The organism is Pseudomonas sp. GW822-FHT05A08 (assembly GCF_058800485.1).
Map to the genome: position 1 here is coordinate 6775790 of NZ_CM179511.1, position 12441 is coordinate 6788230.

At 64.3% G+C, this 12441-nt stretch carries 12 protein-coding genes; 2 read left to right on the forward strand and 10 right to left on the reverse strand.

Annotated features, from left to right (window positions below):
* Positions 1-22: 22 nt before the first annotated feature.
* From AC3RCP_RS30730 to AC3RCP_RS30750, 5 genes are all read right to left on the reverse strand, one after another.
* Positions 23-478 (reverse strand): YaiI/YqxD family protein, encoded by a 456-nt coding sequence (locus tag AC3RCP_RS30730; protein ID WP_007926708.1) that lies wholly within the window; start codon positions 476-478, stop codon positions 23-25.
* Positions 479-580: 102 nt separating this feature from the next.
* Positions 581-2479: an FTR1 family protein gene (locus tag AC3RCP_RS30735; RefSeq protein ID WP_007926707.1), complete on the reverse strand. Its 1899-nt coding sequence runs from the start codon at positions 2477-2479 to the stop codon at positions 581-583.
* A gap of 260 nt (positions 2480-2739) precedes the next feature.
* Positions 2740-3372 (reverse strand): LysE family transporter, encoded by a 633-nt coding sequence (locus tag AC3RCP_RS30740; protein WP_007926706.1) that lies wholly within the window; start codon positions 3370-3372, stop codon positions 2740-2742.
* A 238-nt stretch (positions 3373-3610) separates the two neighbouring features.
* Positions 3611-4192, reverse strand: coding sequence for a mechanosensitive ion channel family protein (locus AC3RCP_RS30745; RefSeq protein ID WP_007926705.1), 582 nt, complete (start codon positions 4190-4192; stop codon positions 3611-3613).
* A complete protein-coding gene (locus tag AC3RCP_RS30750; RefSeq protein WP_007926703.1) occupies positions 4192-6102 on the reverse strand; it encodes an ATP-binding cassette domain-containing protein in 1911 nt (636 codons plus the stop codon). Before AC3RCP_RS30750 ends, AC3RCP_RS30745 begins: the two co-directional genes overlap by 1 nt.
* Positions 6103-6152: 50 nt before the next feature.
* On the opposite strand from AC3RCP_RS30750, the gene AC3RCP_RS30755 reads away from it, so the two are divergent.
* On the forward strand, positions 6153-6617 hold the full coding sequence (locus AC3RCP_RS30755) for a TIGR02444 family protein (RefSeq protein WP_101336243.1): 465 nt from the start codon (positions 6153-6155) through the stop codon (positions 6615-6617).
* On the opposite strand, the gene AC3RCP_RS30760 is transcribed toward AC3RCP_RS30755, so the two are convergent.
* A complete protein-coding gene (locus AC3RCP_RS30760) occupies positions 6614-7783 on the reverse strand; it encodes an AlgP family protein (RefSeq protein ID WP_492570594.1) in 1170 nt (389 codons plus the stop codon). The genes AC3RCP_RS30755 and AC3RCP_RS30760 overlap by 4 nt on opposite strands.
* 193 nt (positions 7784-7976) lie before the next feature.
* Here AC3RCP_RS30760 and AC3RCP_RS30765 point away from each other — a divergent pair, with 193 nt between their 5' ends.
* Positions 7977-8642, forward strand: a complete 666-nt coding sequence (locus AC3RCP_RS30765) for an FKBP-type peptidyl-prolyl cis-trans isomerase (RefSeq protein WP_101336245.1) — start codon at positions 7977-7979, stop codon at positions 8640-8642.
* Positions 8643-8704: 62 nt separating this feature from the next.
* Here AC3RCP_RS30765 and AC3RCP_RS30770 read toward each other — a convergent pair whose 3' ends face one another.
* From AC3RCP_RS30770 to AC3RCP_RS30785, 4 genes are all read right to left on the reverse strand, one after another.
* Positions 8705-9163: an Rsd/AlgQ family anti-sigma factor gene (locus AC3RCP_RS30770; RefSeq protein WP_007926697.1), complete on the reverse strand. Its 459-nt coding sequence runs from the start codon at positions 9161-9163 to the stop codon at positions 8705-8707.
* A 208-nt stretch (positions 9164-9371) separates the two neighbouring features.
* Positions 9372-9893 carry a disulfide bond formation protein B gene (locus tag AC3RCP_RS30775; protein ID WP_101336247.1) on the reverse strand — a complete coding sequence of 174 codons (522 nt, stop codon included), beginning with the start codon at positions 9891-9893 and terminating at the stop codon, positions 9372-9374.
* A 165-nt stretch (positions 9894-10058) separates the two neighbouring features.
* Complete coding sequence (locus AC3RCP_RS30780) at positions 10059-11297, reverse strand: heme biosynthesis protein HemY (protein ID WP_101336248.1); 1239 nt, start codon at positions 11295-11297, stop codon at positions 10059-10061.
* Positions 11294-12433, reverse strand: a complete 1140-nt coding sequence (locus AC3RCP_RS30785) for a uroporphyrinogen-III C-methyltransferase (protein ID WP_007926694.1) — start codon at positions 12431-12433, stop codon at positions 11294-11296. The genes AC3RCP_RS30780 and AC3RCP_RS30785 overlap by 4 nt, the downstream gene beginning before the upstream one ends.
* Positions 12434-12441 lie beyond the last annotated feature (8 nt).

Below are 12441 nucleotides of genomic sequence, written 5' to 3' on the forward strand. Positions count from 1 at the left end.
CGCCCTCGCCTCGCGGCAATTGTCAGGCCTGACGCGCCAGCCGCGTCAGAATCCGGTCCAGGCCATTGGCGAAGGCCTGCTTCTCGCGATCCCCATAAGGGCCTTGCCCGCCACCGACCTGCCCCTGCTCGCGCAGATCGGTAAACAGGTTACGCACCGCCAGCCGTTCGCCCATGTTCTGCGCATCGAACTCCTTGCCCCGCGGGTCGAGGGCGGCGACGCCCTTCTTCACCAGCCGGTCGGCCAGGGGCACATCGCTGCAGATCACCAGTTCGCCCGGCACTGCGTGTTCCACCAGATAATCGTCAGCCGCATCCGGGCCGCTGGGCACCACGATCAGCTTGACGCAGGCAAAGGCCGGCTTGATCTGCGGCTGCCCTGCCACCAGCACCAGCTCGAACTGGCGCTTGAGGGCAAACCTCACCACCTGATCCTTCGCCGCCTTGGGGCAGGCGTCGGCATCGATCCAGACACGCATTGGGTTATTCCTCTGAAAGCATCGCGGGCAAGCCGCGCGCCTACAGATCTCGATGAACTGTGGGCGCGCGGTTTGCCCGCGATAATGAGCGAAACGGATGCCTCAGGAAACCTGGGTCCGCCGTTTCTCGGCGATGCGGCTGCGACTGTAGAGCACGATGATCGCCACGATCGCCACCGCCTGCGCCGTCAGCGAGTAGGCATCGGCGTGAATGCCCAGCCAGTCGAAGTCGAAGAACGCCACCGGCCGCGTACCGAAGATTCCAGCCTCCTGCAGCGCCTTGACGCCATGCCCGGCAAACACCACCGACAAGGCGCACAGCAACGCCGCGTTGATGCCGAAGAACAGCGCCAGCGGCAGCTTGGCCGAACCGCGCAGGATCACCCAGGCCAGGCCGACCAGCAGCACCAGCGCCGTGGCGCCGCCGGCCAGCACTGCGTTATGGCCCGCCGGGCCGGCCTGCAGCCACAGGGTTTCGTAGAACAGGATCACTTCGAACAGCTCGCGATAGACCGAGAAGAACGCCAGCACCGCAAAACCAAAACGGCCGCCACCGCCCACCAGGCTGCTCTTGATGTAGTCCTGCCAGGCCGCTGCGTGCCGGCGGTCGTGCATCCACACGCCGAGCCACAGCACCATGACACTGGCGAACAAGGCCGTGGCGCCTTCCAGCAACTCGCGCTGGGAGCCGCTGACATCGATCACATACGCCGCCAGCGCCCAGGTCGCCAGGCCGGCCAGCAACGCCAGCCCCCAACCGACGTTGACGCTGCGCACCGCCGATTGCTGGCCGGTATTGCGCAGGAAGGCCAGGATCGCCGCCAGCACCAGGATCGCTTCCAGGCCTTCGCGCAGCAAGATCAGCAGGCCGGAAATGTAGCTCAGGGACCAGCTCAGGCCATCGCTGCCCAGCAGGCCCGCCGACTCTTTCAGCTTGGCCTTGGCGGCATCCAGGCGCTGCCCGGCCTGCTCTGCCGGCAAGCCGTCCTGCAGCGCCTGACGGTAGGCCATCAGGGCTTTCTCGGTGTCCTTGCGCACATTGGCATCGACGTTGTCTAGGGAGCTTTCCACCAGCTCGAAGCCTTCCAGATACGCCGCCACCGACAGGTCGTAGGCCTGTTCGCGGTCACCGGCGCGGTAGGCGGCCAGGCTCTTGTCCAGGGTCGAGGCGGTGTAGTCGAGCAGTTGCGCCGGGCCGCGCTTGACCTGTGGCGGCTGGGCGCGCTGGGCACGGAAGGTGGCCGCGGCCTGCGGCCCTTCGGCGGCCTGCACTTCGCTTGGGGTCTGGCGGGCCAGGTCGGCGAGGTTGTAGCTCTTGTCACCCTTCGCCGCGGCCGGGTCGGCAGTGAAGCCGGCGATATAGGTCGCCAAGTCCCAGCGCTGGCGGTCATCCAGCTGATCGGCGAAAGACGGCATGTCGGTGCCTTCGACGCCCAGGCCGAGGGTGTTGTAGATCGCGTAGAGGCTCAGGTGATCCGTGCGCGCCGCATCCCGCAGGTTGGCCGGTGGCGGCGTCAGGCCGACCCCAGCCGGGCCATCGCCGGCACCGGTGTCGCCGTGACACACCGAGCAATGCTGGGCATACAAAGGCGCGCCACGGCTCGGGTCCGGAGTGATGATCGGGGCCTGGCTGACCTCATAGGCCACCGCCAGCTTGGCGCCCAGCTGCCGCGCCTGACGGGCGACGAGGGCGCCGTCCGCCTTGGCCTTGACTGCATCGTTCAGGCTGGCGATGCCCTGCTCCAGCTCGGCCTTCTCCGGCTTGGCCGGCAAATCGGCGACCAGCCCCTGCAACACGCCGAGAAACTCGACCTGTTCACGGTACTCGGAGTCGTCAATGACCTTGCCCGCCTCGACCGTCGGAGGGTAGTCCGCGCCAATGTAGTCGAGCAGGTGCAGCGCCTTGGGCGCGCCTTCTACGGTGTCCGCCAGCAGGTTGGCGCTGCACAGGGCCAATACCGGCAGCACGAGCCACGCCAGGAAACGGGAGGGGGCAGTCATGAACGAATCTCAAATGGAAATACGAAGTAACACATTGTTCACTTCCAATGAGTTTCACTCAAGCTCTGTCATACAGACACCCAGGCGTCGTGGTTCCTGATGCCGGGCCAAAGCCTTGAATCACCTGGGGTCCGGGGCTTCCTGAACAAAGATGAAATAAATCCGGGCGCGGCCGGGACGGGTTCATGCTCGCGGTTTCCCTGAGGCGCACGCACAAAAAAGGCGCCCTCGATGGGCGCCTTTTTTATGTGACCAGCCTCTTAGACCGGCGCTTTGCGAATGGTCGCCAGCAACCCGGCGGCGCCGAGGAATAGGCCGGCGAAGGTGCGGTTCATGCGCCGTTGCTGGGTCGGCGTGCGCAGCAGGCGCAGGACCTTGGAGGCCAGGCCGGTGTAGCCGGCCATGACGATCAGGTCGACGGCAATCATGGTCGCGCCGAGGATCAGGTACTGCTTCACCAGCGGTGCGTGGGGATCGATGAACTGCGGCAGGACCGCCAGCATGAACACCAGAGCCTTGGGGTTGCTGATGTTGACCAGGAACCCGCGGAACACCAGCGCCAGGGGTTTGCCGATCGGCCGGATCGCGGCGTCGTCGCTCAGGTCGCTGGGCAGCGCGCGCCACTGTTTGACCGCGAGGTAGACCAGGTAAGCCACGCCGAACCATTTGATCGCGTAAAAGGCGGTCGAGGATGCCGCGAGAATCGCCCCCACGCCGGCGGCGACAATCGCAATCTGCATGGCCAGGCCCAGTTGCAGGCCCAGGGCGTTCCAGTAACCGCGCCAGAAACCGTATTGCAGACCGCAGGACATCGACGCAATCGCGCCGGCCCCCGGGGAAAGGCTGATCACCCAGCAGGCGGCAAAAAACGCCAGCCATGTCTCAAGAACCATCGCACACCTCGGCTCGAATTCGTCGTAGACGCCTAAGCTAATGCGCCGGCGGGCGGATGACCATAGATTTTTGTCGGACAGGCATCGCCGGTCAACTGTAGCCACTGCCGAAGGCTGCGATAGGCCGGGGTCGCGCTCGACATGCAGGAGCTTCCTGCGATCTCAAGAGCACGTCTGCATCGCAGCCGATCGCAGCCTTGCGATGCTCGGCAGCGGCTACAGAGACGGCGCAGGAGGACTATTTCTCGCCGGAGCCTATCGACAGCGCATCGCTACCGCGCCAGCGGCGCACCGAACGCTGGAAGAACAGACTGTTGGGCACTTGCACCATGACGCCGCCGGTGCCGGCTTCCTCGGCCTCGATCAACGAGGTGTACAGCAGGTTGATTGCCACCACCCGGCCCTTGATGCCCGGTTTGTCGAGGGTATCCACCAGTTCGACCACATCGCCGATGCGGAACGGGCCCACGGTGAAGATCAGGATGGCGCAGAGCAGGTTGGACAGCACGCTCCACATGGCGAAGAAGGCCACCGCAGCCACGGCGACAAAACCGGACAGGGCAGTCCAGAGCACCGTCGCCGACACCCCGAGCCGCTCCAGGACGAAGATCAGCGCGCTGCCCATGATCAGCCAGCGCAAGCCGCCGCGCAGCGGCATCAGCAACTGCGGCGGGAACGGGTAACGTTCACCCAGGCGGGTCAGGCAGCGCGCGACAAACCGCTGGGTGACGTAGCCAGCCAGCAGGATCAGCAGGATTTGCACGGTGACCCACAGCGGCTCGACCCACGTGATAGGCACAGGCAGCTTGAACGCTTCCATCAGGACAAGGCTTCCAGTTCCGCCTGCATGCTTTCCAGCAGTTCCAGGGCTTCCATCCAGGCCTCTTCCAGTTCGCCTTCGCGCACCTTCAGCTTGGCCTGCTCGGCCAGCAGATCACGCAACTCGTCCTTGCGCGCGGCTTCGTAGATACCACTGTCGCCGAGGCTGGCTTCGATTTTCGCCAGCCGCTCGTGGACCTTGCCCAGCTCGGTTTCCAGCTTGTCGGCTTCGCGCTTGTGCGGGGCCAACTGCTGGCGCAGGGCCGCGGCAGCCTGGCGCTGGGCCTTCTTGTCGGTCTTGTCCGGGTTGACCGTGGTCGTGCTGACCGGCGCGTTGCGCTGGCGGTAGTCCACCAGCCAGCGCGCGTAGTCGTCCAGGTCGCCGTCGAACTCTTCGACCTTGCCGTCGGCCACCAGGTAGAAGTTGTCGGTGGTGCTTTTCAGCAGGTGACGGTCGTGGGAGACCACCAGCACCGCGCCGCTGAACTCTTGCAGGGCCATGGTCAGGGCCAGGCGCATCTCCAGGTCCAGGTGGTTGGTCGGTTCGTCGAGCAGCAGCAGGTTCGGGCGGTCCCAGGCAATCAGAGCCAGGGCCAGGCGCGCCTTTTCGCCACCGGAGAAATTCAGCACCGGCTCGTCGATACGCGCGCCGCGAAAGTCGAAACCACCGAGGAAGTCGCGCAGGGTCTGCTCGCGCTCGGTCGGCGCCAGGCGCTGCAAATGCAGCAACGGGCTGGCCTTGGCATCGAGCGAGTCCAGCTGGTGCTGGGCGAAATAACCGACCACGGTGTTCTCGCCGCGGGTCAGGCGACCGCCCAGCGGCGACAGCTCGCCGGAGAGGTTCTTGATCAGGGTCGACTTGCCCGCACCGTTGGGGCCGAGCAGACCGATGCGCGCACCCGGGGTCAGTTGCAGCTTGACCTTCTCCAGCACGGTCTTCTCGCCGTAACCCAGACGGGCATCGGACAGGTCGAGCAGAGGGCTGGAGATCTTTTCCGACTCGCGGAAAACGAAGTCGAACGGCGAGTCGACGTGGGCGGCGGACAGCTCTTCCATTCGCTCCAGGGCCTTGATCCGGCTCTGGGCCTGGCGGGCCTTGGTGGCCTGAGCCTTGAAGCGCGCAATGTACTTTTCCATATGCGCACGCTGCGCCTGCTGCTTCTCGTAGGCTTGCTGCTGTTGCGCCAGGCGTTCGGCACGGGCGCGCTCGAAGGCGCTGTAGCCACCGCGATAAAGGGTGATCTTGCGCTGATCGACATGAGCCACATGGTCGACCACGGCATCGAGGAAATCGCGGTCGTGGGAAATCAGCAGCAAAGTGCCGGGGTAGCCCTTGAGCCAGTCCTCCAGCCAGAGGATCGCATCGAGGTCCAAGTGGTTGGTCGGTTCGTCGAGCAACAGCAGATCCGACGGGCACATCAGCGCCTGCGCCAGGTTCAGGCGCATCCGCCAGCCACCGGAGAAGTCGCCGACCTGGCGGTCCATCTGCTCGTTGCTGAAACCCAGGCCGGCCAGCAGCTTGCGCGCCCGCGCGTCGGCGGTATAACCGTCGGCGCTGTCCAGCTCGGCATGCAGGCGCGCCAGGGCCGCACCGTCATGGGCCGCTTCGGCGGCGGCCAGCTCACGCTGCACCTGGCGCAGGCGCAGGTCGCCATCGAGCACGTAGTCGACCGCCAGCCGCTCGAGGGTATCGACCTCCTGGCGCATATGGGCGATGCGCCAGTCGGCGGGCAGGAAGCAGTCGCCCGAATCCGGGTGCAACTCGCCACGCAGCAAGGCGAACAGGCTGGATTTGCCGGCGCCGTTGGCACCGATCAGGCCGGCTTTCTGGCCGGCGTGCAGGGTCAGCTCGGCGTCTTCTAGCAGACGTTGCGGACCACGCTGTAAAGTCAGGTTCTGAAGTCGAATCATAATGGCGGCGGAGTCTACCAGCTTCGTTCGCAACTGGCGCGAGTAGCACTATGTCCTCTGACCTGTGGAGCTTCACCCTCAAGACCTACGCCCGCCCGGGCGTCGAAGAAGCCTGCCTGAACCTTCAGGCGGCCGGGGCCAATGTCTGCCTTCTACTCTGCGCGGCCTGGCTCGGCGCGCGCGGAGTGACCTGCACTTCGCAGCGCCTGCAACAGCTGCGAACCCTGGGCCAGCCCTGGCACGACGAAGTCGTCAGGCCGCTACGCCAACTGCGCACGCAATGGCGCCCGGCCGCGAGCGCGGATCCGGAACTGACGGTCTTGCGCGAACAGGTCAAGGCATTGGAACTGGAGGCCGAGCGGCAACTGCTGCTGCGCCTGGAGGCGCTGGCGGGAGAATGGTCGAAGGGTGAAACGCAGGATCTGACGGACTGGCTGGAAGGACTGGCGGCCGAAGCCGCCAACCTCAACCGCGACGCGCTGCAGGTGCTGCGCGTCGCGGTGACCGGCGCTTAGGAAGCGCTGGTTGGCGTGGTGCTGGCGGGAGCGGCAGTCGGAGCTGGCGCAGCAGTCGCCGCTGGAGCTGGCGAAGAGACCGGTGCCGCCGGCTTGGTTGCCGGAGTTGCCGGGGTGGCTGGTTTGGCGGCCGCTGGAGCGGTGGCCGGTTTGGCAGCAGCAGGCTTGGCGGCGACTGGCTTCTTCGCGGCTGGTTTTGCAGCCGGCTTGGCAGCAGGTTTCACCGCAGGCTTGGCGGCTGGTTTTGCTGCAGCCGGTTTAGCGGCTGCTGGCTTGGCGGCAGTGGAAGCCGCTGGCTTGGCTGCTGCAGGTTTAGCTGCCGGTTTGGCCGCGGGTTTCGCTGCTGCCTTCACCGGAGCTTTGGCCGCAGCCGGTTTGGCGGCCGGCTTCGCAGCCGTTTTTGCCGCTACCGGTTTAGCCGCTGGCTTGGCAGCAGCAGGCTTGGCCGCTGCGGTTTTAGCCGCTGGCTTGGCGGCGGGTTTGGCCGCTGGTTTGGCCGCTGGTTTTGCTGCAGCCGGTTTGGCAGCCGCCGTTTTCGCAACGGGTTTGGCAGCAGGTTTTGCAGGTGCTTTTGCAGCAGCCGGTTTAGCCGCTGGCTTGGCAGCTGCAGGTTTGGCTGCGGCGGTTTTTGCCACTGGCTTGGCGGCAGGTTTGGCAGCCGGTTTGCTGGCAGCTTTTGCCGGTGCTTTAGCGGCAGGTTTGGCTGGGGCTTTTGCCGCCGGCTTGGCTGCGGCTTTCTGTGCTGGAGCGGCGGCCGGTTTGGCGGAGCGAGTGCTCAGCACCTTGGCTGCGGCTTCTTTCACACGACCGACGCCCTGGGCCAGTTTCAGGCTTTCCTGAGCGTCGCGCTTGAGTTGCAGAATGTAGGCGCGGGTTTCGGATTGGCGTGCTTTGAGTGCATCGAGCAGGTCTTCAAGTTCTTTCACTGCGTCCTTGGCTTTGGCTTGTGCCTTGGCCTTGCCGGCCGCCGCGGCGTCCTGCAATTTGGTGCGCGATTTGTGCAGTTTTTCCTGTGCCTTACCGCGTTGCTTTTCCAGTTTGGCGAGCAGTTTTTCAGCATCAGCCAAGGCTTGGGAACAAGCGTTTTCCAAATGTTCGAGCAGGCTGCTCGAAAGCTGTTGGAGCAAATGCAACGGAGTATTTACAGGCTTCTTATTGGCCGACATGGTTTACCTCCTGGCTGACGTGAGTTGCGGCTCATACTAGACCTCTGCTGCTACCGCCGCTAGGGCATGTTGACAGTATCGAATGCCATGCGTTGCAGAGGATCGAAAATGTTCTTCGCGCACAAGAAAGTTACTCACCAGCCGCCACATCCACGCTGGCATAATCCCCCTCGTCTCAGGCCGGAGAACGCCCATGTCGCGTTACCTTTTTTTATCCTTGTGTGTGTTGTTGCCACTGGCTCAGGCCGCCGAAGATTCGCAGAAAAACGATGCTCACGATCTCGCCTACAGCCTGGGCGCCAGCCTCGGTGAACGCCTGCGCCAGGAGGTGCCGGACCTGCAGATCCAGGCATTGGTGGAGGGCTTGAAACAGGCCTACCAAGGCAAGCCCCTGGCACTCAAGGACGAGCGTATCGAACAGATCCTCGCCCAGCATGAAGCACAGGTCGGCGAGCAAGCGGACAAGCCGCGAATCGAAGTGGCGCTGGAAAACGAACAGCGTTTTCTCTCGGCCGAAAAGGCCAAGCCGGGCGTACGCGAACTGGAGAACGGCATCCTGCTGACCGAGCTGGCACCCGGCGACGGAGTACGGCCGGGAGCCAATGGTTCGGTACAGGTTCGCTACACCGGACGCCTGCCTGATGGCACGGTGTTCGATCAGAATCAGCAGCCACAGTGGTTTCGCCTGGACAGTGTGATTGCCGGATGGCGCAGCGCCTTACAGCAGATGCCGACGGGGGCGAAGTGGCGCCTGGTGATTCCTTCGGCCCAGGCTTACGGCGCCGATGGCGCGGGCGACCTGATCGCGCCTTACACGCCACTGGTGTTTGAAATCGAGCTGCTGGGGGCCACCGGTTAGGGGGCGCAGAAACGAAAAACGGTGCGCAATGCGCACCGTTTCGGTAAAGCTTTCGCGGCAAGTCAGGCCTGAACGGCGGCCTCTTCCTTGTGAGCGTTGTGCAGCACTTCGATCAGGCAATCTTCCAGCTCGAAGCGTTCATGCAGCAGACCACCCAGCTCCTTGAACTTCTCCGCCACGCATTTTCCTTCGTCGCACAGATCGTTGAACGCCAGCAGCTTTTCAGTGATGACATCGATCCGTGGATAAATGGTTTCGGCCAGTTCGAGCCCGCGCTGATCATTGAAGGCCTTGGCCTCGCCAGTCAACTGCTCGTAGATTTCAAAGTGGCCGGCGGAGACGTAGTCCACCAGGATTGCGCAGAACTCCTGCAGCGGTTGTCGATTTTCAGCCAGCGTCTCAGGCTCCGCGCCGAGAGCATCATAGGCCCGAACCAGTTCGTGACGCTCCTGCAACCAGCGATCGATCAGCAGATGCACTCCACCCCAGCGTTCCTGAGCATTCTGACAACTTTCGAGCATGGCGATCTCTCTTCCCTTATGGGTCATGCCGCTCTGAATCCGCCACTGGACTGAACATCAGCATCCGGCCAGGCAGAACAGCATCGAGCAACGTAATTGCGGTGACACGTGCGGGCCAGATTATGCCCGCTCGACAGCCGCTTCAAGGTACGCAGGAGATAAAGTTCATACAAGTGTTTAATCTTGCGCCCCATCGCCAATCGACGACTCAGGTCGCGGCCGCCCTGCGCCGGCCCCATGGTAGAAGCCGCGCCAGACGATAGGCGCTCAAAATCATCACAGCGATGAAAAACAGCAGGCTCCACTCCGCGGCACTCATGTCCAGCAACGTCCAGGTGACCTCCGCGCACTGCGCGGTCCCGGTGAAAACCAGCTGCAAGGCACGCCCCCAGGACAGGTTGCCGAGCATGAACGGCATGTCCGGCAAGCACGCCAGCAACTGATCCGAAGGAATGTTCTGCAATAACACATGGCGCCCTGCCGTAACGACACCCGCCAGGCTGCAGAACAGTTCCAGCAGCCAATACAGGGCACTCGCCGGGTATTGTGGCCCCTGCAGGGCCGCGACCAGGCTGATCGAGGTCAACAGCAACGCAAAGAAACGTTGCGCCACCCACAACAGGCAAGGCTCGAGCCCAACCCCGAACTCCAGGTGAAACGAAGCCCACAGGGCCAAGGCACCGGTAAAAAACACAAGGGAGAACAGCAAGCGTGAGCCGGCCAGCGACATGGTGTATCCACAACGGAAGAAACAGGCTGCCACGGTAGAGAAAGCGCTCGGCCCTTTCAAGGCGCGCCATGACAAGATCGAGCGCGGCAAACCGGCACAAAGGCCAGATCGGGGGGGGAGTCGCAGGACGGGCCGCCCCTCCGGGGACGGCCCAGCCTTGCGGTTTTATACCCTGGCGGGCACCGGCAGCGGCGATGCCAGGAGGCGCTCGTCCAACAACCCCAGACCTTCCTGGAACAGCTGGTTGCTGCGCTCGGTATCGCCCAGCTGCGCCAGCAACCGGGCCAGCTCGGCACAGGCTTCAGGGTTGCGCTGCAGGCGCAGGCTGCTTTCCAGGTAGTCCCGCGCCTTGCCCCAGAGACTGGTTTGCAGGCACAGGCGGCCCAGGGTCAGCAGCAGGCTCGGGTCGTTCGGGTGGTCTTTGAGGCACTGCTCGGCGAACTGCAGTTGCCGCGCCGGATCACTGCCCCGCAGCAAGCCGTAAAGCCGCGCCAGATGGCTGTCGTACTTGCGTTTGAGAGCGACGCGCAGCACTTCTTCGGCCTCGGCCCCGGCGCCCAATTGCCGCAGTTGCTCGGCGTAGGCCAGCACCAGTTGCGGTTCCTGACGCTGAGCCGCGGTCAGTTGCTGCCAAGCGCGGTTGAGCGATTGCAGACCGACCGTACCGTCCTCTTCGCGATGTGCCGCGAGGGTCAGGTTCTCGCCCCAGGCCCGACGTTCCAGCTCGGCCAGTTCGTTGGCGGGCAGGACCTTGTCCTTGCGCAGCTCGGGCAGCAGGCGGATCACCGCCGACCAATCGCCCCGCTGCTGGTGCAGACGCTGCAACTGCCGCAGCACCTGGACACTGTGCGGATGACGCTCGTGCATGGCTTGCAGGGTACTCAGAGCGCCTTCGGTATCACCGCGATCGGTCTGCAGTTGGGCATGACTCAAGGCCACCGCCAACTCAGCCTGGGGCTGGCGCTCGAGGGCACGCTCCAGCAGGCTGTCGCACTGCTCGTAGTTTCCCTGCTCGTTCGCCGCCCGCGCCGCGCCGAGGTAGTACAAAAGAGGCTGGCGCTCGGCTTCCGCGGCACGATGCAAGTGCTTCTGGGCGCTGGCCCAGCGGCCCTCGGCAAGATCCATCTGGCCTTGTTCGATGGCAATCTGCACGCGACGGCTGCGGTTGCGCCGCGACCAGGGATTGACCACGCCGCTGGAGGTCATCACCAGTTCGATCAGTGCCTTGATACCCCAGATCACCAGCCAGATCACCGCGACCAGCGCCAGGGTCGCCCACAGGCTCGACTCATAACGGAAGCTGTCGTAGGCAATCAGGATGTACCCGGAATGCTCGGCGATCGCCAACCCCAGCAATCCCGAGGCGGCGATCACCAGGAACAGAATCACGTACAGGCGCTTCATGGGCTGGTCTCCTGCGGGGCATTCGCAGCAGGTTTGGCCAGTGGTTTCACCGACTCTTCAGCGCTCAGGTTGCGTCGCTCCAGGTAGGCCTGAACGGCGCTCAGGGTCTTGGCCAGGTCCGGCGTCTGCACGGTGACCGGCTGTTTGCTCAGTTCGGACACGCGCTCGAGCATGAGTTTGCTCTGCGGATTGTCCTGATTGAAGTTGCCCTTCAACACGTCGCGAGCTTCCGCCAGGGCCTGGGTGTACACCGGAGCCTGGCCGTTCAGGGCCGCCCATTGCGCCTGCTCCAGGGCCAGGCTCAAGGCCAGGCGCACCTGCGTCAGGCTTTGCCCGGCGAGCAGCGGCCGCACATTCTTGTCCGCGTTGAAGTCGATACGAATGTAACGCGAGATCTGGTCCCACCATTGCGCCCAGCGGCTGGCGCCGTCACCGTCGGCGGTCAGGCCCAGCAACGAATCGCCACGGTCGCGGTACTCGGGGGCCAGCTCGGTGAGCTCGGTCACCTGGTCGCGCAGTGCGCCCAGTTGCAGGAACAGCCCGGTGCGATCCGGTTGTTCGGTACTGCGCAGGGCCGCGAGGCTCTTGGCCAGCTGTTCACGCGCGGCGAAAGAACCGGGATCGTTCTGCTCGCGCAGGATCTCGTCGGCCCCCTGCACCAGGGCCTGGGCGCTGCTGATGTCCTGCAAGGCCGAAAGACGCAGGCTGGCCAGACGCAACAGATGTTCCGCCTCGGCCAGACGCCAGTCCTTGCGGCTGGCTCCCAGCACGCTCTCGAGCTTCTGATTGAGTCGCTGCTGGTCACCCTGCAACTGCGCGACCAGACGGCGGCGCTCTTCCAGCTCATCGGCCGCCGGCAACTGCTCCAGACGCGCCGTCAGGCGCTGCTCGTTGAGCTTCAGGCTCTGCGCCTCATCACCCAGGGCCTGCAACTGCCCCAACTGCTGTTGATTGTTGGCCTGCAGGCTGCGCACCTGCCAGACACCCCAGCCGCCGGCAGCGACGCCGGCCGCCCCCAGCAGCAGGGCGAGGATCGCCAACCCGTTGCCACGGCGCTGCGGAGCAGGGGTTGCGGGTTCAGCCGGTGCATCGATTACCGGCTGGACATCATCTTTAGGCAAGGCTGTTTCGCTCACGTATCCAT